Source organism: Vibrio sp. DNB22_10_4 (assembly GCF_052879755.1).
On the sequence record NZ_JBNNXW010000002.1, the window covers coordinates 51,156 to 70,954 of the forward strand.

19 protein-coding genes are annotated in these 19,799 nt (G+C 49.4%); all 19 read right to left on the minus strand.

Annotated elements, in window-relative coordinates:
- Positions 1-3: 3 nt before the first annotated feature.
- Positions 4-1,533: a flagellar biosynthesis protein FlhF gene (flhF, locus tag ACVA6Q_RS08215; RefSeq protein ID WP_446647225.1), complete on the minus strand. Its 1,530-nt coding sequence runs from the start codon at positions 1,531-1,533 to the stop codon at positions 4-6.
- Positions 1,534-1,599: 66 nt separating this feature from the next.
- The gene (gene flhA / locus ACVA6Q_RS08220) at positions 1,600-3,705 is read right to left on the minus strand and encodes a flagellar biosynthesis protein FlhA (RefSeq protein ID WP_446647226.1); all 2,106 of its coding nucleotides are present in this window, start codon (positions 3,703-3,705) and stop codon (positions 1,600-1,602) included.
- A 144-nt stretch (positions 3,706-3,849) separates the two neighbouring features.
- Positions 3,850-4,980, minus strand: coding sequence for a flagellar biosynthesis protein FlhB (gene flhB, locus ACVA6Q_RS08225; protein ID WP_353496731.1), 1,131 nt, complete (start codon positions 4,978-4,980; stop codon positions 3,850-3,852).
- Between the two features lie 13 nt (positions 4,981-4,993).
- On the minus strand, positions 4,994-5,776 hold the full coding sequence (fliR, locus tag ACVA6Q_RS08230; protein WP_353496732.1) for a flagellar biosynthetic protein FliR: 783 nt from the start codon (positions 5,774-5,776) through the stop codon (positions 4,994-4,996).
- 6 nt (positions 5,777-5,782) lie between these two features.
- Positions 5,783-6,052 (minus strand): flagellar biosynthesis protein FliQ, encoded by a 270-nt coding sequence (fliQ, locus tag ACVA6Q_RS08235; RefSeq protein WP_353496733.1) that lies wholly within the window; start codon positions 6,050-6,052, stop codon positions 5,783-5,785.
- Between the two features lie 13 nt (positions 6,053-6,065).
- Positions 6,066-6,944, minus strand: a complete 879-nt coding sequence (fliP, locus tag ACVA6Q_RS08240; protein ID WP_353496734.1) for a flagellar type III secretion system pore protein FliP — start codon at positions 6,942-6,944, stop codon at positions 6,066-6,068.
- Positions 6,937-7,362: a flagellar biosynthetic protein FliO gene (fliO, locus tag ACVA6Q_RS08245; RefSeq protein ID WP_418642041.1), complete on the minus strand. Its 426-nt coding sequence runs from the start codon at positions 7,360-7,362 to the stop codon at positions 6,937-6,939. The genes fliP and fliO overlap by 8 nt, the downstream gene beginning before the upstream one ends.
- Positions 7,363-7,389: 27 nt before the next feature.
- Positions 7,390-7,800 carry a flagellar motor switch protein FliN gene (gene fliN, locus ACVA6Q_RS08250; protein WP_042497033.1) on the minus strand — a complete coding sequence of 137 codons (411 nt, stop codon included), beginning with the start codon at positions 7,798-7,800 and terminating at the stop codon, positions 7,390-7,392.
- A gap of 52 nt (positions 7,801-7,852) precedes the next feature.
- Positions 7,853-8,902, minus strand: coding sequence for a flagellar motor switch protein FliM (fliM, locus tag ACVA6Q_RS08255; protein ID WP_353496735.1), 1,050 nt, complete (start codon positions 8,900-8,902; stop codon positions 7,853-7,855).
- A 7-nt stretch (positions 8,903-8,909) separates the two neighbouring features.
- Positions 8,910-9,413, minus strand: coding sequence for a flagellar basal body-associated protein FliL (fliL, locus tag ACVA6Q_RS08260; RefSeq protein WP_353496736.1), 504 nt, complete (start codon positions 9,411-9,413; stop codon positions 8,910-8,912).
- Positions 9,414-9,483: 70 nt separating this feature from the next.
- Positions 9,484-11,166: a flagellar hook-length control protein FliK gene (locus ACVA6Q_RS08265; protein ID WP_446647227.1), complete on the minus strand. Its 1,683-nt coding sequence runs from the start codon at positions 11,164-11,166 to the stop codon at positions 9,484-9,486.
- 146 nt (positions 11,167-11,312) lie between these two features.
- Complete coding sequence (gene fliJ, locus ACVA6Q_RS08270; protein WP_112480503.1) at positions 11,313-11,756, minus strand: flagellar export protein FliJ; 444 nt, start codon at positions 11,754-11,756, stop codon at positions 11,313-11,315.
- Positions 11,757-11,760: 4 nt separating this feature from the next.
- On the minus strand, positions 11,761-13,086 hold the full coding sequence (fliI, locus tag ACVA6Q_RS08275) for a flagellar protein export ATPase FliI (protein WP_353496738.1): 1,326 nt from the start codon (positions 13,084-13,086) through the stop codon (positions 11,761-11,763).
- Positions 13,086-13,886 (minus strand): flagellar assembly protein FliH, encoded by an 801-nt coding sequence (gene fliH / locus ACVA6Q_RS08280; RefSeq protein WP_446647228.1) that lies wholly within the window; start codon positions 13,884-13,886, stop codon positions 13,086-13,088. Before fliH ends, fliI begins: the two co-directional genes overlap by 1 nt.
- Before the next feature lie 24 nt (positions 13,887-13,910).
- Complete coding sequence (gene fliG, locus ACVA6Q_RS08285; RefSeq protein WP_338164978.1) at positions 13,911-14,963, minus strand: flagellar motor switch protein FliG; 1,053 nt, start codon at positions 14,961-14,963, stop codon at positions 13,911-13,913.
- Entirely contained in the window at positions 14,963-16,711 is a 1,749-nt protein-coding gene (gene fliF, locus ACVA6Q_RS08290) for a flagellar basal-body MS-ring/collar protein FliF (RefSeq protein ID WP_418642040.1), read from the minus strand. The genes fliG and fliF overlap by 1 nt, the downstream gene beginning before the upstream one ends.
- A 15-nt stretch (positions 16,712-16,726) precedes the next feature.
- Positions 16,727-17,038: a flagellar hook-basal body complex protein FliE gene (fliE, locus tag ACVA6Q_RS08295; RefSeq protein ID WP_353496741.1), complete on the minus strand. Its 312-nt coding sequence runs from the start codon at positions 17,036-17,038 to the stop codon at positions 16,727-16,729.
- Between the two features lie 139 nt (positions 17,039-17,177).
- On the minus strand, positions 17,178-18,593 hold the full coding sequence (locus tag ACVA6Q_RS08300; RefSeq protein ID WP_353496742.1) for a sigma-54-dependent transcriptional regulator: 1,416 nt from the start codon (positions 18,591-18,593) through the stop codon (positions 17,178-17,180).
- Positions 18,593-19,663: a sensor histidine kinase gene (locus ACVA6Q_RS08305; RefSeq protein WP_446647494.1), complete on the minus strand. Its 1,071-nt coding sequence runs from the start codon at positions 19,661-19,663 to the stop codon at positions 18,593-18,595. Before ACVA6Q_RS08305 ends, ACVA6Q_RS08300 begins: the two co-directional genes overlap by 1 nt.
- Positions 19,664-19,799: the final 136 nt, after the last annotated feature.

Consider the following 19,799-nt stretch of genomic DNA (forward strand, 5'->3'; position numbering starts at 1 on the left):
CATCTAAACCCCCTCCATATCACTGTTCCAGAAGTGAGGTTCATTCTCTGTCGACTTCTCTAATAATTCGTTGGCTTTCGCGACCATGTATTTTGGCTGCGCGATCACGATGTCTTCCGGTACTCGCTGACCATTCGCAATGTAGGTCACCGGTAGTGCATTTTGGACAACGACACTAATAAACTCACCCAAACTCAATGACTCATCCAGCTTGGTCATAATACAACCAGATAGCGGAATGCGTCTAAAGTGATCCAGTGTCTCTTGCAGTACTTGTCGCTGCGCTGTAGCAGGCAAAACAAGGTAACTGTGAATCACTTCGCCACTCTCTTGCATCAGAGTGTCTAACTGTTCGGACAAACGCACATCGCGCTGACCCATACCGGCGGTATCTATCAACACCAAACGTCGATTTCTCAACTGATAGAGTACATCGGCCAATTCTTCAGAATCTTTAGCGACTCTTACCGGGCAACCCATAATGCGGCCATAAATCGACAGCTGTTCATGAGCACCGATACGATAAGTGTCTGTAGTCACCAAGGCGACATTGTCTGAGCCATACTCCATCGCCGCACGCGCAGCGAGTTTTGCCACAGTCGTGGTTTTACCGACACCTGTAGGACCGAGCAGCGCAACGATGCCACCTTTGCGTAGGATATCTTGCTTACTAACAACAATCTGATCGGAAACCAAAGACAGCAACGCTTTCCACGCTTTTTGTGGCGGTGTGTCTTCTGGAATATAGCAAGCAAGCTGGTCAGAAAGCTCAGGGGAGATCCCCATGCGCTCAAGGCGTTTAATCAACATGGCACGCAGCGGCTCACGGCGCTCAACTTCTTGCCACATTAATCCGGAAACTTGATGTTCGAGCAAACGACGGATCGAGGACATATCCTCTTTCATCGCTTCGAGCTCTTCACCAAACTTACCATCGCGGCCACTACTTGGTCTGCGCGTCTCACGAGCATTATCTAAATAGCCTTCGTCAGAGCGGTAAGAGGGACGAGCACTTTCTTGGCGGTCACGGAAAGCCGTCTCAGAACGGTTTTGCTGAGCATACTGCAAGCGGTCGCTGTTTTGATAGCCATCACTCACTGAACGAGAATCGCCGGCAGACTTACTGCGCTCCGACTGACGTTCAAGTAATGCTGAGAGTGAATCTGGTGGTGTATTCTTCGGCTTGCTTTGCTCGTTGTCGTTGCCGCGATAGTTTTTTAGCATATTCGCGAAACGATCGGTCATCGATGGTAGTGCGCTACTGGTCGGTGCGGCGCTGCTCTTTTGCAAGTTCACCACATCCTCTTTGAGGTCGCGACCATAGCTCGGCAAGGCCGAACGCGATGGCGCCGCTAGAGCATTGCTGCCCATTTGACGCTCTGGCTGCGCAGTATCGCCATCAATAGCAGCCACGATTTCTACGCCGCCCGCCACTTTTTTATTCGACATGATCACAGCATCGGCGCCAAGTTCTTCTTTAACTTGGAGCAGAGCTTGCCTCATGTCTCTGGCGAAAAATCGTTTAATTTTCAAGTGTTACATCCATTCAATGTGCAATGTCCGGCTCATCGGTGTTAAGACCGGCGACCAGTACTAAGGTTAATTACCTACGGCCTGCACGATTCTAATCTGTTTCTCATCAGGGATTTCTTGGTAAGACAAGACTCGCAAGTTCGGAATGGTATTTTTCACGAATTTAGCGAGCGTCGAACGCAATACACCCGATGTTAGCAGCACAGCTGCCTCTCCTTTTAGCTCTTGCTCTTGAGTCGCTTGTGTTAGCGAAGCTTGAAGTCTTTCGGCTAATCCAGGTTCAATGCCTGCGGATTCACCGCCAGACGCTTGCATAGTTTGATGCAAAATTTGTTCCAGCTCAGGTATCAGGGTAATCACTGGAAGCTCTGGCTCTATGCCGTTGATTTCCTGAACAATCAGGCGTTTCAGCGAGATACGAACCGCTGCCGTCAATACGTCAGGTTCTTGACTCTTGCCGGAGTATTCCGCCAAAGTTTGGACGATAGTACGGATATCACGGATAGGAATCGCCTCATGCAGCAAGTTCTGTAGAACCTTGACCACGGTACCCAGCGGCAATTGTTCTGGGACAAAATCTTCCACCAACTTCGGAGCGCTGCGACCAAGTACTTCCAGAAGGTTCTGCACTTCTTCGTGACCTAATAGTTGAGCGGCGTTGTTGGTCAAGAGCTGACTCAAATGAGTGGCAAGCACTGTGGATGAGTCTACGACGGTATAACCAAGCGCCTGGGCGTGTTCTCGCTGCGCTTCTTGAATCCACACCGCTTCTAGCCCAAATGCAGGGTCAATAGTTTGCTCACCATCAATCAGGCCATAAACTTGTCCAGGATTAATCGCGAGCTCCTGATCGGGGCGAATTTCGGCTTCTCCCACAGCGACCCCCATCAAGGTAATGCGATAAGAGTTAGGCGTCAGCTCTAAGTTATCGCGAATATGCACCGCAGGAATGAGAAAACCAAAGTCTTGGGAAAGCTTTTTACGAACACCCTTCACACGTTCAAGCAGTTCACCACCTTGGTCTCTGTCTACTAGTGGAATTAAACGATAGCCCACTTCAAGACCAATCACATCAACGGGCTGAACGTCATCCCAAGAGAGCTCTTTTGGCGGCGAAGCCGGGTCATTGCTGTTGGCACCCACCTCCGCCGGTAGGTTCTTCTCATCCGCTTTAGCTTGCTGTTTACGGTGCATCCAATAGGCGCCACCACCAGCCAACGCAGCCAAAAGTAGAAACGCAAAGTGTGGCATACCCGGCACAATACCCATCACACCCAAAATACCGGCGGTGATAGTCAATGCTTTCGGGTTATCAAAAAGCTGGAATACAACCTGCTCCCCCATGTCTTCGTCAGTATTTTGACGGGTCACCATGATAGCGGCAGCAATGGAAAGTAGTAGCGATGGGATTTGAGCAACCAAACCATCACCAATGGTCAGCAACGTGTAGATTTGCAGGGCTTCGGTAAAGCCGAGCGAGTGCTGCATCATACCAATGCTGAGACCCCCAACGATGTTGAGAAACAGGATCAAGATACCTGCAATGGCATCGCCCTTAACAAATTTGGATGCACCATCCATCGAGCCGTAGAAGTCAGCCTCTTTGGTCACTTCGAAACGGCGCAGGCGTGCTTGGTCTTGGTCAATGAGACCAGCGTTAAGGTCAGCATCGATCGCCATCTGTTTACCTGGTAGGGCATCGAGGGTAAAGCGAGCACTTACCTCTGAAATACGTCCCGCACCTTTGGTAACCACCATGAAGTTAATGATCATCAAAATCATAAACACCACGAGACCCACGGCGTAGTTACCACCGATAACCACGTTACCAAACGCTTCAATTACGTTACCGGCAGCGCTGCCCCCTTCATGACCATAGAGTAAAACCACACGAGTAGACGCCACGTTTAGCGCTAAACGCAACAGAGTGGCAATCAGCAGTACGGTTGGGAATGCGGCAAAATCGAGAGGACGACGGGTATAGACCGATACCAGCAAGACCACCATGGCCAATGCGATATTAAAGGTGAAGAACAAGTCGAGCAGAATTGCCGGGATCGGCAATACAATCATCGCAAGCGCGGCAAGCACCATAACCGGTGCACCGATAGCAGGTAGCGCTCGACGCGGAATGTTCGGCAACTTATCGGCAAAAGGTAACGTCAATTTCATTACGGATAGTTCACTGCTGGTCTCCACTTTCCTTGGAGACTCGGGTTGTTTCTTTTAATACAGACTAATGTGCAAGAATTACGCCACTAACGCGCGCCATTTTTTTGACATCACTAGTTTGCCACCCACGCTGGCAAAGTCGCATTAGTAACGCATGTCTTTCGGGATGGTGACCTGCTCATTTTGCAGCTTAGGCCGCTGTCCACCCTTTTTGCGATACTGCTTAAGCTGATACACATAAGCGAGAATTTGCGCCACCGCAGCAAACAGTCCATCAGGGATTTCTTGTTCCAGCTCTGTGGTGTGATAAAGCGAGCGAGCTAATGGCGGTGACGGGATAACATAAATATTGTGCTCTCTTGCCACTTCACGGATCTTCAGCGCCATGTGATCCACACCTTTTGCGACCACAATTGGCGCTTTGTCTTGGCCTTGTTTATAGCGAAGCGCTACGGAAAAGTGCTCAGGGTTAGTCACAATCACATCAGCTTGGGGCACTTCTGCCATCATGCGCCGTTGAGCGGCTTCCCGTTGCAACATACGAATACGCCCTTTCACCTCAGGTTTACCCTCGGTATCTTTGTATTCGTCTTTCACTTCTTGCTTAGTCATTTTCAGTTGGTTGGCGTGCTGCCAGATCTGAAACGGGATATCTATCGCTACCACAATGAGCAACGTCGTACTTATCAGCAAAATAAAGTTAAGCAAAATATCCAGTGCGTGGAAGATGTTCTGGGGATAGACCTCCATACTGAGCTGGAATAAGTCCGCTCGCGAGGCGTTAACCAAATAAAACGCCATCCCAGCAACGAGCGCGACTTTTAAAATCGACTTGATAAGCTCCACCCAGCTTTGCATCCCAAGCATTCGCTTCACACCGCTAAGTGGGTTCATTTTCGACAGCTTTGGCATCGCTGCTTCCGCTGAAAAACTAATGCCCCCGACGCCCGCGGCGCCGACAAGCGCAGCAACGAACAACACAACCAAGATAAGTGTCAGTGGTAGCAGCAAGCTCGACAGTGCACCGAGCACAACATCAAAGAGTTTGGTGGAGTCGTAGATTTCTTCTCGGGTTAAGGTGAATAACCTCGACATTGAACTAAACAATGCGCGCGCTAACCCTTCGCCAAACATCATCAGTGACAGCGAGCCAACAATCAGTACGGACACCGATGCTAGTTCTTTGGATCGCGCCACCTGTCCCTTTTCGCGAGCTTGTTTAAGCCGCTGGGGGGTGGCGTCTTCGGTACGTTCTTGGCCGTCGGATTCTGCCATGATTAGCCCTCCCCTAGCACGCGAGATCGATCAAGCGACACACCTGACCTTCTACTTGTAACCAATAGAGCTGATAGTGACTATACAGCCCCGCCATAATGTACCAACAGATCATCAAACCGATAAGTAGCGCAAACGCAAAACCGAGCGAGAAGATGTTAAGTTGTGGCGCTGCACGAGTCATAACACCAAAAGACAGGTTGACGGTCAACAGCGCGATAATACCGGCCAGCGCCATACTCAATGCGGTCTGAAACATAATGCCTAGCCACCCAGCCATTTCGCGAAAATCCGCGCTGGACAGATGTCCCGAGCCCACTGGCAAGGTCTTAAAACTCATCACCACCAGTTGAATCATCTTAAGATGGCCATCGGTCGCAAGGAAAAACATGGTAGTGAGAAATAGAAATAGCTGACCTAACACCGGCGTATTTTGACCGTTCGCAGGGTCAACCATAGAAGCAAAACCTAGGCTCGATTGCATACCTAATATCTGGCCGAGCATAACAAAGGTCTGCACCATAAATACCGTCACCATGCCCATCGCCGTACCGATAAGTATTTGCTCAGCGACAGTGAGGAAACCTTGAAACGACAACAACTCAATGGTTTGAGGAATGGCTGGTATCGAAGGCGACACCGCCAGCGTCAGCGCAAGCCCTAAGAACAATCGAATGCGAGGTGATACAAAGTTCGCCCCAGTAACGGACATCACCATCAACATGGCGGAAATACGCACATAAGGCCAAAAGAAGTTAGTTAGCCAATCAAGGACGTCACTCGCTGGGTATTCCATGCGGGCTTACCATAGTACCAATGGGAGACGCTCGATGATTTCATAAAAAAACTCCATCATCATCTGCGTGCCCCAATGGGCAAACGCCATCAGTGCCAAAATAGTGACAATCAATCTTGGCAAAAAACTTAACGTCTGCTCGTTAATCGAAGTCGCGGCTTGAAAGATAGCCACAACAAGACCGACTAAAAGGCTCGGCACTACGATGGCACAAACCAGCAGCAATACCAGCCACAGCGCATCTCTAAACAGTTCGACAAACATCTCAGGAGTCATAATGCTACTCCAGCTACAAGGCGAAACTGCCGGCCAAGGTGGAAAGAATCAGATTCCATCCATCCACCAGCACGAACAACATCAGTTTAAACGGCAAGGATACAATCATCGGTGACAGCATCATCATACCCATTGCCATCAAAATGGACGCCACGACCAAATCAATGATAAGAAATGGCAAAAACAGCATAAAGCCAATTTGGAAGGCTGTTTTCAGCTCCGAGGTAATAAAGGCCGGGATAAGCACCGCCATAGAAACGTCTTCTGGGTTCTGTGCGGTTGAACCAGACATTTCAACAAAGGTCTCTAAATCTTTGACGCGCGTTTGCTTTAGCATAAAGTCTTTGATGGGCGCTTGTGCTTGTTCAAAGGCTTGCTTGGCACTGATCTGCTCATTGAGGTAGGGCTGCACAGCTTGCTCGTTCACCTGATTGAGCACCGGGGACATAATAAAAAAGGTCAAGAATATGGCAATGCCAATGATCACCTGATTGGACGGCGTTTGCTGCAAACCCATTGCTTGGCGCAAGATGGACATCACCACAACAATTCGGGTGAAGGAGGTCATCAAAATCACCATAGCAGGCAAGAAGCCTAGCATGGTCATCAGTGCCAATATTTGTAGGTTGACCGAATAGTCTTCGCTGCCGTCTGGATTAGTCGTCATAGTAAATGCTGGAATACCAGGCCCCGTGCCAAAGGCACTGGATGTGGTTGCACCGGCTGCGCCTCGGTCGCTGCGCATTTCGCTGACGGTAACGCTGCTACTTGGAGCAGCAGAGCTTGAGATAGGCGTTGCTAACTCTTCTTCAGCAGCACTCACGCCAACAGAAAACAGTGGCGCAGCAATCAGCAATAAACAAACAACAACAAGTCGAATAGAGTTAGTCATTGTGAGTCTGCTTTTTCATGATTTTCGACAACTGACTAGCAAATGCAGGTTGAGAGACTTCACTCTCTTCAAGCGGCTTCTCAAGCTTTGAGATAAGTTGAATCGATTGTGAGGTAATGCCCACTAAAAACTGCTCTTCACCCGCTTCTACGATCGCGATGCGCTCTTTGGTACCAACAGGGATTTGGCGAACAATCTTAAGCCCTTGCTGATTGACCAAAGAGGGCACTTTCATGCGTTTTAACACCCATGCCAAACCCAAGATCACAGCAATCACTAATACGAGTGAGCCAAGCGTGGCAGCAAAATCAAACGGCGAACCGCCGTTAGCTGAAACTTCTGCCGCGGCATTCGCGATTCCAGAAGTCATAAACAGCGCCGCCCCTATTGTGGACAACCAATATCGATTCAATGTCATCAGCCTAATTCCATTCACTAAATTTGATTAGCGCAACTTCTTAATGCGCTCTGTTTGACTGATCACGTCCGTTAAACGAATACCAAACTTATCGTTTACCACAACCACTTCGCCGTGGGCAATCAAGGTGCCGTTGACCATGACATCGAGCGACTCACCTGCAATACGGTCAAGTTCAACCACCGAACCTTGGTTAAGTTGTAGCAGGTTACGAATACTGATCTGCGAACGCCCTACTTCCATCGAAATAGTGACCGGAATGTCCATAATGGTGTCGAGCTTACGACGCTCATCATCAGTAATTGGTGCAGGTGAATCTTCTAGCTCATCCAGTGGCGCCGCCAGAACTTCATCCACATCTACATCAGGCGCCATTGGATCTTCACCCAGTGCCGCTGCCCACTCGTCCGCTAATTTTTGGTCATCACTGATTGTCATTGGTTATCTCTACTTCTGTTATTCTGTTGCACCGCGCGCCTGCGCAGTTTGATTATTCTTGGTCTAAACCTTCAACGTGCTCAAGCTCTGCCATGATGTCTTTACCAAGGAAAGCTAGGTCAGTTTTCACTACATCTGGTCGGCGAATTTTCTCCGACACTTGCACTGCGACTTTCTCGCCAGTGCGCCCCATCTTCACTCGGAAAGTTGGCAAATCTTCGACAAACATAGTGGCGTTCTCAGGCATCTCGATTGGGATAATATCGCCTGCTTGCAGCTCCATAAGATCGCGCAGCGACACATCTTTCTCTAATAAGTTGACGCGAAAGTTAACCGGAACATCCATGATTTCTTCACGCAGCGCGCTGCTCCAGCGTACGTCGGTTTCCATCTTATCGGATTGGACACCCGCATCGAGCAGTTCACGAATGGGTTCCACCATGGAATAAGGCATGACAACGTGGAAGTCACCGCCACCACCATCGACTTCAATGTGGAAAGAACTCACCACAATAACCTCGGTCGGACTGACGATGTTCGCCATACTCGGGTTAACTTCTGAGTCTAAGTACTCAAACTCAACGCCCATCACCGGCGACCACGCTTCTTTGTAGTCCTCGAAGACCGTTTTCATTAACAGCTGAATGATACGGCGCTCGGTTGGCGTAAACTCACGACCTTCAATCTTGGCGTGGAAACGGCCGTCTCCACCGAAAAAGTTCTCAACTAAGATAAATACCAAACGTGCTTCCATGGTGATCAGTGCCGTACCTTTTAGTGGACGGAATCTCACCATGTTTAAGCTAGTCGGAACGTACAGAGTGTTTTGGTACTCACCAAATTTCATCATCTGAACGCCGTTAATCGACACTTCGGCTGTTTTGCGTAACATGTTAAACAAGCTGATGCGCATGTGGCGCGCAAAGCGCTCGTTAATCAGCTCAAGCGTTGGCATACGACCGCGAACAATGCGGTCTTGGGATGAGAAGTCAAAATGGACGACATCAGCCGGATCCTGACCCAGGTCGTCCTCTACCTCATCAACGTCGTCCACACCGTGCAGTAGCGCATCAATCTCATCTTGGCTTAATAAATCGGTCACAATGCACCTATTGGATTACAAAATCGGTAAATAACACACGCTCAACCACTGGTGAACCTACTACTTGGCTGAGGCTTGCTTGAACATCAGTGGTCGCCTGATCACGAAGCTCGACACGACCTGTCGAACTGCGCAGTTGCTCTACCGTCGCAGAGGCAAACGTTGAAAGTAGAGTGCTTTCAATCAATGGTGAATGGTAACGCGCTTGGCTCTCGTTATCTAAGCCACGCACCATAAGCTGAACTTTGATCTGCACCATACGATCGCGCTGCTTGCCAGATGCATTAAACACAAATGGCTGGGCGAGATTGACATAAGAAATCGGGTCAACAGGTACCGCAGCACCTCCAGAAGCACTTTGCGTAGGCGATGATGCGCTCACTGTGTCATCTGAGCTCAAAATCCAGTATGCGCCACCACCGACACCAAGTAGTACCACGACAGCGGCAACAATAATAATCAGCATCTTTTTGCTGTTGTTTTTTGCGGGTTGTAAACTTTCTTCAGCCATAACTCTTCAACTACTGCGTTACTTTGTTTTAGACATAGTCACTTCTACTTTATGCATCGTAATTTTTACTTTATGCATAGTAACTTATGCCATCATTATTCTGTTTTACTGCGACTTCAACGCTCGTGCCATTTTCAACACTGTCTACGTCACCGCTGCCATTTGATGCGCTATTCCCAGAGTCGCCCGTACCAGACCCATTTGACGCATGGCGCTGCTGCTGACCTTGCTGCTGTACGGACGTGTCCGCCAACTGAATCCCTTGCTGTGACAACATTTCACGCAGCCTTGGCATCGCCTGGTCAACCATATCGCGAGTCTGCTGGTTTTGAACGGTAAAGTGCACCGTTGCCGAATCGTTGTTAAGGCTCATGCGAATTTGCATGCGTCCTAACTCAGGTGGATCAAGACGAATATCGACGTGCTTTAAGTTCTTCGACATCATCATTTGTACACGCTCAGCAACCTGGTCACTGGCATTTTCTTTTGTCAGTACCATTGGTGATTGAACCGCAGAGGCGGCGGGCGTCTGCTGCTCAGCACGCAATTGCTGGGTCGCCGTTAATGCGCCTGTTGCTTGTAGCGCGGTGTCATTACCCAAACTAGCCGGATTTTGAGTTTTATTAGCGCCTTTAATTCCATTGATATTCGCCCCAGCCACTTGCGTGCCCATCGGCGAACCTAATTTGGTTGCATCGGTACCACCAAGCTCTTTACCACCCGCCATCATCGCTGCGGCAGCGGCCATTTCACCAGCGGGTTGGCTGGCAGCTTGAGGAGCAGCGCCAGCAGAAAGTGTGCCAGCCTGAGACGTTGCTGCAGACGGCATTTTATCCGCTGCCAAAGCAGTACCTGTAAGTGCTGCTTTCGCTTCTGATTTGGCGGCAAGTTCCGCGTCGGATTTACTCCAAGCAATGTTTGCTTGCGGCTTGCCCTCGCCTTCAGCGGCGAGCGGAGTTTTAGCTTCAGAGGCTTGCGTCAATTTACCGTCAGAAGCGTGGGCACCCGCCGCTGATGCCGCGAGTAATGTATTCGAACCTTGAGCCTGTTTACTGGCTAGCTCTGTCTTATCGCCAGTTAGCGAAGAGGTTATTTGTTCCGCTGTCTGCGAAGAAGGCTGCGCTTGCTCGGCAGCGACAACGCCTGCTGCTACTGCGCCTGCAACTTTCTCAGTTTCACCATCAACGGGATTTTTTAGGGCTTTATTGGATTCGTCTAGACGCGAAAGCAGTTCTGCATTTTCAGACATGGCTTGCTCGGCATCTGCGCCAGTTTTCGTCGCATTGTTGCCAGGCTGGTCTGCTGAAGCCTTGTTTTCTGATGAAGCCTTGGCTGCGGCTAAATCCGCGGACTCTTCAGCGTTAATTTGAGTAGCACCCGCCAGCGCTGCCTCATCTGTCATTTTTTTGACAGGTAACTCTGAGTCTTCACCCTTCGCAGCACTCTCAACCTTATCCGTCTTTGCCGCTTTTACATCAGATACCTCTTCATCAGAGGAGTCTTCTTTACTGGATTTCGTCTGCGTTGCCGCATCTTCCAGCATGGCATCTGTTGACTGAGAGCTGGTCTTTGATTTGGCTACACTGCCCTCAACCTTTTGATCAGCTTCAGACTTTTCTGGAGATAGCGCGTCTTTGAACTTATCCCAAAATCCCGGGCTTTCGGCCGCATCACTCTCAGAGACTGAAGTTTTTCCTTCACTCTTTGGTAGCACGCTACTCGATACGCTGTTATTTGAAATCGACAGACTCATTCCATTTACGCCCGTTATTTAAAAAGGTTGCTGACTCGGCGGAAACTTGCCGCCCATATTCTCTAGGCAGGTCGATGCAATTTTTATACCGAGTATCATGCCTAGTTTCGTCGGAAAGTGGAGGCCAGAAAGTCTAGGTAGGGAAATTAACGTGCCTGGCGACGGCGGGCGAACAACAAATTGGAGAATTCATCCATTTGCTTTTGATCGCGCTTCGCTTCGAGCTGAGCTTTCTCTTTGGCTTTTTTCTCAATCAACCACTCGTAAGACTGGCGCTGTTTGCGAGTGTTGTGCCAATACTCTTCACAGTCATCCACTTGCTGCTTAAAATGCCCTTCGGCTGATTTTTGCTTAGTAAGTGTTTCATCTAACTGAGTGAGGAAGCGATTGAGGTGTCCATATTGGCTAGCCGTTAATCCCTCTTGTCCGCGAGCGACCAACTGGTTGCAATAGTCGAGTCGGTACTGCTCGATTTGTTGAACTTGCTGATAGTATCCTTCAAGCTCAGTGCGAGCTTTGTTTAGTGCCAGCACGGCTTGTTGTTCGTTATCTTTCGCTTGCTCAAGCAAAAATTCTAGGGCGTTTTCCATACAATTACGACTCTACGGACAGAAGCTGTTTCAACATGCCAAGGCACATATCGTAAGGCACGCTTTCTCGCATACTTTGTTGTAAGTATTGATCGAGTTTTGGCTTCAAGGTGAACGCGCTATCGATGGCCGGATCGGTTCCCGGCTTATAGGCACCAATCGATACCAAATCTTGATTTTTACGGCAAACGGACAGAATTTGTCGCACGGCTTTGGACATCAGGACATGCTGATCATCGGTAATTTGTGGCATGACACGACTCACCGATCTTTCGACATCAATGGCTGGGTAGTGACCGGCATCCGCCATTTCACGCGATAGCACAATATGGCCGTCTAGAATGGCTCGCGAAGCATCGGCAATCGGATCTTGTAGGTCATCCCCTTCCGTAAGTACCGTGAAAAATGCCGTAATCGAGCCCTGATTGACGTCACCATTACCGGCACGCTCGACCAAGGCGGGCAGTTTAGCGAACACCGATGGCGGATAGCCTTTAGTCGCTGGCGGCTCACCAACAGAGAGGGCAATTTCACGCTGCGCTTGGGCAAAACGGGTTAGCGAGTCCATGAGCAGCAATACATCCAGCCCTTGATCACGAAAATACTCCGCAATAGTCAAAGCCGTTTGACAGCCTTTCAGGCGCATCAGCGGTGATGCATCAGCAGGAGCTGCAACCACTACTGAGCGCTGACGTCCCTCGGTACCCAAAATCTCTTCTATAAACTCTTTTACTTCGCGGCCACGCTCACCAATGAGACCAACCACGACCACCTGCGCTGTCGTGCCGCGAGTCATCATGCCAAGCGTCACCGACTTACCCACACCGGAGCCTGCAAATAGACCAATACGCTGACCTTTACCAACCGTTAACAGGCCATTTATGGCTTTAAGACCAACATCCAAAGGCTCAGTAATTGGCTTTCGAGCCAATGGGTTAATGGGCTCAGCATTAAATGAAGCGCGCTTTTCGGTGTAGATATCGCCTAGGCCATCGAGTGGATTCCCTACGCCATCAATGACGCGACCAAGAAGCTCCATTCCAACAGGCAAACCCGTTTCCGACGCCATTGGGGTTACTTTTGCCCCCGGCAATACACCCGTGATTTGCTCACTTGGCATTAGATAGAGATGTTCGCCAGAAAAGCCAACTACTTCAGCATCCATATCACCATGCATGGTTTCCACTTTACACAGGCTGCCGATAGGCGCTTTACAACCGATCGCTTCGAGCGTTAAGCCCACCACACGAACCAGTTTTCCTGACGCAGTCGCCCTGGATTTATGGCCTTCGAGCTTATAGTTGGCCAGTCGCTGAGCCAGCGGCTGCATTACTCGCCCCCTTGGTGGCGATTGGCGCCGCAAAAGCTTTGCAGAACGTTTTTAACGCGATCTTCCAGTTTGTAACTCACGCTAGAATCGCCCGCTTCAATGTACACATCACCGCGATTGAGCGACGGCTCAACGGCCAATGTCCAATTGCGAATGTTTAGCTCATCATCGCCATAAGCGGCACGCACGATATCAACATCAATTGGGTTGAGTTTTAAGGTGATCGCATGACCTAAGATAGGCAGAGCTTCCACAGACTGTTTGATGGTATCGAGGATGATCTGTGGGTTGGTTTGAACTTCGACATGCACCACTTCTTTGGTCAGTGCCAGCACCATGTCCACCAGCTGCTTTTCAACTTGGTTGTTCATTAGCTCAAGCGGGTTAGCGAATTGATTGGCTAACTCCATGAAGGTGTCGACTTGCTGTTTGATGTACTCTTCACCTGCTGCAACGCCTTCCGCTTTACCCAGCTCTAAACCCTCGCTATGACCGGCAGCAAGACCTTCCTCTTTGCCTTTGTCGTATCCTTGCTTAAAGCCTGCTTCTTGGCCTTGGAAAAGACCATCTTGGTAAGCGCCTTGTTTGATTTGCTCGATTTGTTCCTCGGTGAGCATCAACGGCTCTTCTTCCTGAGCGGCCTCTTCACGTGGAGTCCAGCTTGGGTCGTAGTTAAGCGCCGTTTCTCTGGCTTCTTGAGTCACTTGAGAGGTGTAATCAGGCAAGCCCCATGAGTGAGCTTGCTCTACAGTGTTATCTTCAGATGGGCGTAAAAAGCCGCGTTTTCGATCACCAGACATCGGCAAACCTTCCTTTAACTGGGATTACAAGAACTCGTCTGCGCCACCGGATAGCATGAGCTCTCCGTTGTCGGCCATACGCCTTGCAATGGTCAGCACTTCTTTTTGCGCTGCTTCCACATCCGCGACACGCACTGGCGGCATCGCTTCGATGTCTTCACGCATCATATCAGCAGCACGTTTCGACATATTGTTGAAGATCTTCTCTTTCAGACCTTCATCGGCACCTTTCAGTGCACGTTGCAACACATCTTGTGGAACGTCTCTAAGCAGCTTCTGAATACCTTGGTCGTCGACTTCGATCAGGTTTTCAAACACAAACATGAGATCTTGGATCTGGGTTGCCATGTCTTCGTCTTGGTCGCGGATTTGATCCATGAGGATACCTTCGACGTTGTTGTCTAGGTAGTTCATGATCTCGGCCGCTGCCTTCAGGCCGCCAATCTTGGCCGCTTGAGCGCCGGCTTGACCTGCGAACTGTTTCTCCATGATTTCGTTTAGCTCTGCCAATGCAGACGGCTGAACTTCTTCGAGGTTGGCAATACGCATCATCAAATCAAGGCGAACACGTTCAGGGAACTGTGACAAGATTTCGGCTGATTGGTCTGCTTCTAAATAAGAAAGTACAATGGTTTGGATCTGTGGGTGTTCGTTATGAATGATGCTCGCCACTTGGCGTGGATCCATCCATTTCAATGAATCGAGGCCTTTTGAACCGGTACCCAGCAAGATTTGATCAACCAGGTTGTTGGCTTTGTCTTCACCGAGTGCAGCAACCAGTGCATTACGCATGAAGTCTTCACTGCCCATACCGATGTTAGTGTATTTCTGAATGTCTTCCAAAAATGCGCGGTGTACAACGCCGACTTTATCCTGGCTCAGGTCAGTTGCCTTCGCCATTGCGCTACCAACACGTTGAACCTGCTTAGGCTCAAGGTGGCGAATAATACTCGCCGCGTCAGATTCATTCAGACTCAGCAGCAAAATAGCCGCTTTTTCATCGCCACCAATCGAGGAAATATCAACGCTAGATTCCACTATTTGGCCACCATTGGCCGCTACAATATCGTTTGCCATTAGTTCTCAGCCATCCAGTTTTTCACTACTTGCGCAGCCAGTTCAGGTTCGTTGGCCACCAGTGCACGCACCGCTTTCAACACGTCTTCATCTTTATGTAGGTTCGGCAAATCAATGCCGGAGCTAAATTCAAACAGTTCACTGCCGTCGATATCGGTGCCAATCAAGCTAGTTTCTCCATCCGCACCAAGCGGTAGACCATCAGGGCCGTATAACTGCTCGTCTTCTTCTGCTGCGGCAGGGTTAAGCAGTTTCTTCATCGCAGGACGGATGAGCACCATCACGACAACCACGATAACGAGCGCACTTGCGAACCAGCGGATCCAATCATTGAAGTTTGGATGCTCCCAAATTGGCACATCTGGCAGAAGCTCAGCTGCTGGCTCTTCGAAGGTCATACTAAGAACATTCAATAAGTCACCACGATTTTCACTAAAGCCTACCGCACCCACGAGAATTTGACGCAGTGCTGCTAGCTCACTTTCAGAGCGCGGCTCGTAAGTCACTTCACCGGTATCGGGATTGACTTTCGCGCGGTTTTTGATGGCAACCGCAACGGTTTGGCGGTTAACAACACCTGTTTGTTTACGCTCATGGCTAATGGTGGTATCGAGTTCAAAGTTGCGCGTGGCTTCTTTATGTACTGAGCCTTGCCCCATCACAGAACCATCTTTCATCTGCGCCACATCAGTCGGAATCGACGCATCGGCGGGCGGTTGATTGCTCAGCGCACCTGGCACACCGGCAACCACATTGCCGTTGTTATAATCTTCTAGCGTGTATTCGCTTCGTGTAGCAGGGGTATTAGGATCGAAACGCTTGCGCGTTTGCTCTACAGCACTAAAGTCGAGTTCGATATCTACTTGAGCGGTGTAGTTGCCCAATCCCAAAATTGGGATAAGGACTGAATCAATTTTCTCACGCAATGCTTGTTCTTGGTTACGCTCAAGCTCTTGCTCTTTGCGTCTTGCCATTGACGTCGCATCTTGAGAGCCTGAGTTAAGAAGACGGCCATGCTGATCAGTAACGGTAATGCGTGATGGCTTCATACCAGGTACAGCACTCGCTACCATATCGACCACAGAATCGACTTCTTGCTGTTTGAGAGACGCCCCCATCGCCAGTGTCAAAAATACCGAAGCAGACGCTTCTTGGTTATGGCGAACAAACACGCTTTGTTTTGGCAGTGCGAGCAGTATGCGCGCGGTACGCACTTGCTTCATTTGTTCGATGGCTTTAGCAAGCTGCCTTTCACGGCTGAGTTTGAGGCGCTCTTGCTCAAGACGCTGAGACACACCAAACCCCATATCTTGCATCAAGATATCGTCACCAGCGTTCGACGAGCGGTTAAGTCCGGCACGCACCATATCGAGTTTGAGGCTGTTGTATTCGCTTGCAGGTACGCTCAAAGAGTTGCCACTAAGCTTATAGGCGACTTTTTTCTGATCTAGGTAATCGAGAACCGGGATCAATTCTTCGGTTTCGTATACCCCAAGTGGGCGCATTTCGGGCTCTTTGACCCAGAAAAATAGCATCACAATCAAAGCGACACAGATTGAGATAGACAGCACCAGTACAATTTGTCGTAGCAGATCGAGATCGCCGACGGCCAAATCAAACTTGGAGCTGCTTTTTTCATTAATGTCAGGATTTTGACTATCGCTTGCGATGTCTGTGCTGGAGACCATTGCGGTATCCGCACCACTGTCCATGACTGCGACGTCGGTCGACTGGTTATCTTGAGCCACTTATTATTACCTAGATTACACGGGCATATTCATGAGTTCTTTATAGGCTTCGACGAGCTTATTTCTCACTTGGATGGTTGCTTCGAAAGCGACACTCGACTTGTTGCGAGCAATCATGACGTCTGACAATGAGACATCTGCGTCACCACGGTCAAAACGAGTTTGTAGATCACCAGAGGTTTTTTGAAGACCATTTACGTTATTCACTGCTTGGGACAACATGTCGCCAAAGTTGGCACCCACTTGATGGGCGGTCGCTGTCGGCTTTGCGTTTGAGGCTTCAAACATCATCGCCTGCATTTCATGGTTTAGTCCGTCAACTTTCATGCTGTACCATCTCCTGTCAATAAATTGACAGTTTCCTTTCTAAAATCTGATTTTTCTGGTTGATTGAAATAAAACAGCAAAAATTATGCCACGCTTGCCCCGATGCTGACCAGCACCGAGGTCAAATAAATTGTGACGTTTAGCTAGGGATCTCAATTCCCGCATCGCGCATTTTAGCGAGCTTGTAGCGTAAAGTGCGCGGGCTGATGCCCAGCTTCTCTGACATCTCTTTGCGACGACCTTCACACTCTTTTAATGTGTCTAAGATAATCGCAAACTCTTGGTCACGAAGCTCGCCGCCAAGTCCTTCACCACTCGCCACCGGACGAGCCAGTTCAGACTCGACTTCGGCTACCGGAGCAACCATTGGAGTAGCGATGGATACTGGGTCGGATACTGCTATTTGTAGGCTCGATGCATCTTGCCAATCCACGCCTTCAAGCAAAATATGCTCAGCCGCAACTTGGCTTTGATCACAAAGAATCAGAGCGCGCTGCACCACGTTGTCGAGCTCACGTACGTTGCCGGGCCAAGGGTAGCTTTGCAGTTTCGCCAAAGCTTGTTCAGTAAACTCTGGCACCGGCATACCTAATTTCTTACAGTGACGCTCCGTTAAGTGGCGAGCGAGAGGCGCGATGTCACCCGTACGCTCGCGCAGCGCAGGCCACGCAATTGGGAACACGTTAAGACGGTAATACAAGTCTTCACGGAAGTTGCCTTCTTGAACGTACTGTTTGAGGTCACGGTTACTGGTTGCTAGAACACGAACATCAAGAGCGATACTTTTACGGCTTCCAAGACGCTCTACTTCGCGTTCTTGCAGAACACGCAGCAGTTTTGCTTGCAGATTAAGATCCATTTCACTGATTTCATCAAGCAAAATAGTGCCGCCCTGCGCCTGTTCAAACTTGCCCGGACAAGCTTGGATGGCACCGGTAAAGGCACCTTTTTCGTAACCAAACAGCGTTGCTTCTAGCATGTTGTCTGGGATGGCTGCACAGTTAATCGCAACAAAGGGACCATCAGCACGCAGTGACTTGTTGTGAATGTAACGAGACATTACTTCTTTACCTGAGCCGCTTGGACCCAGCACCATCACGCTGGCATCGGTTTTGGCCACTTTTTCCGCGAGGGTCAACAACTGAATACTTTTCGCATCCGCTACCACAGCGTCGCCATTGTCGTCCGACTTAACGGGCGCGTAACGGCTAACCATATTGAGCAGAACTTCAGGGGCAAATGGCTTCGCCATGTAGTCGATAGCACCTTCTTTCATTGCTGCTACGGCATCTTCAATGTTGGCGTATGCCGTCATTAGAAGAACAGGCAGATTCGGCCAGTGCTGCTTGATATTGCGAAGCAGCGCCAAACCACCCATGCCAGCCATCTGAACGTCAGAAACCACTATGTCTACAGGTTGCGTTTTTAGTTTCACTAACGCATCTTCCGCGCAATCCGCTTCAACCCATTCATAGCCAGCAAGCGCCAGCGTATCGACTAATGCTTCGCGAAGACCTTCATCATCTTCAACGATCAATACTTTGCTCTGAGCCATCAGTTATGTCCTTCGTCCGTTACTTCTTGATCCGACGGTGTTTTTGCCAGTGGTAAGCACATGGTAAAACAAGCACCATCATCCTCTTCTGATATTAATTCCAATCGTCCCTCATGGGCACGACACACCATTTGCACCACAGCAAGTCCAAGACCCGTGCCTTGAGAGCGTGTGGTGAAAAATGGTTCCATGATTTTTTGTTGTAGCTCTTTCGGTATACCAGGGCCGCTGTCTTGTACCGAGATTTTCAACTCGTTATTTACCGGTCTAAAGAAAACATCGACCTGAGAGCCCTTGCCTGCAATTTGCACCGCGTTAAGCACTAGATTACTCAGTGCTGACGCTAGCGCGTTCACGTTGCCTAACAGCGGTGTCTGTTCTTGTTCGACTTCCAAGCAGTAGTCGATTTGATTGCTTTTAAGCGTTGTCTCGACCATAGGCTGATATTCGGCAACCAGATCACCAATAGTAAATGGCTTAATCACCTTGTTGTCGCCGCCCTTAGCGAACAGTAGCATGTCGTTAACCTGCTTTTCGAGATCATGCAGTCTATCGACCAATTTGACTTGAAAACGCTCGCGCGTCGCTTGTGGAAGGTTCGGTGCGGCTAAGTTTGATGCATATAGCATTGCACTCGATAGCGGCGTGCGAACCTGGTGTGCCAATGAAGCCACCATGCGCCCCAATGACGACAGTCGCTGCAAATCACTGACCCGTGATTGCAATAAACGAGTTTCCGTCAAATCGGTAATCAGGATCAGTTGCCCAGTCGATGACGCTGAAATAGCCAAACGTACTTTGCGGCCATTACGCAAAGATACCTCATGCCCGTCATCTTCTTTTGGGTCGAATACGACTTGAATAAGATGAAACCACTTTTGACCCACTAGCGGGATCTCGAGAATGCGGTGTGCTTCTGGATTCGCTTCACGCACTACCCCTTGGCTATCGAGCAAAATCACACCGGCGGGCATCGCTTCAATGACTTGCTGATAACGCTCAACTTGTGACTCAAGAGAATCTAAGTGCGAACTGGATTCAGGTTCAGACTGCGAGGTTTCGTTGACCATCTGATTCATGTACGAGGCTTTCCTTCCATTAATACTGCTCGTAGAAATACGTAAGCCCATAAAAGACTATAGCCCGACCATGCAAAAGACATGCCGAGCTATATTTGTTGTTTTTCAGACACTTAGTGGCGTCAAT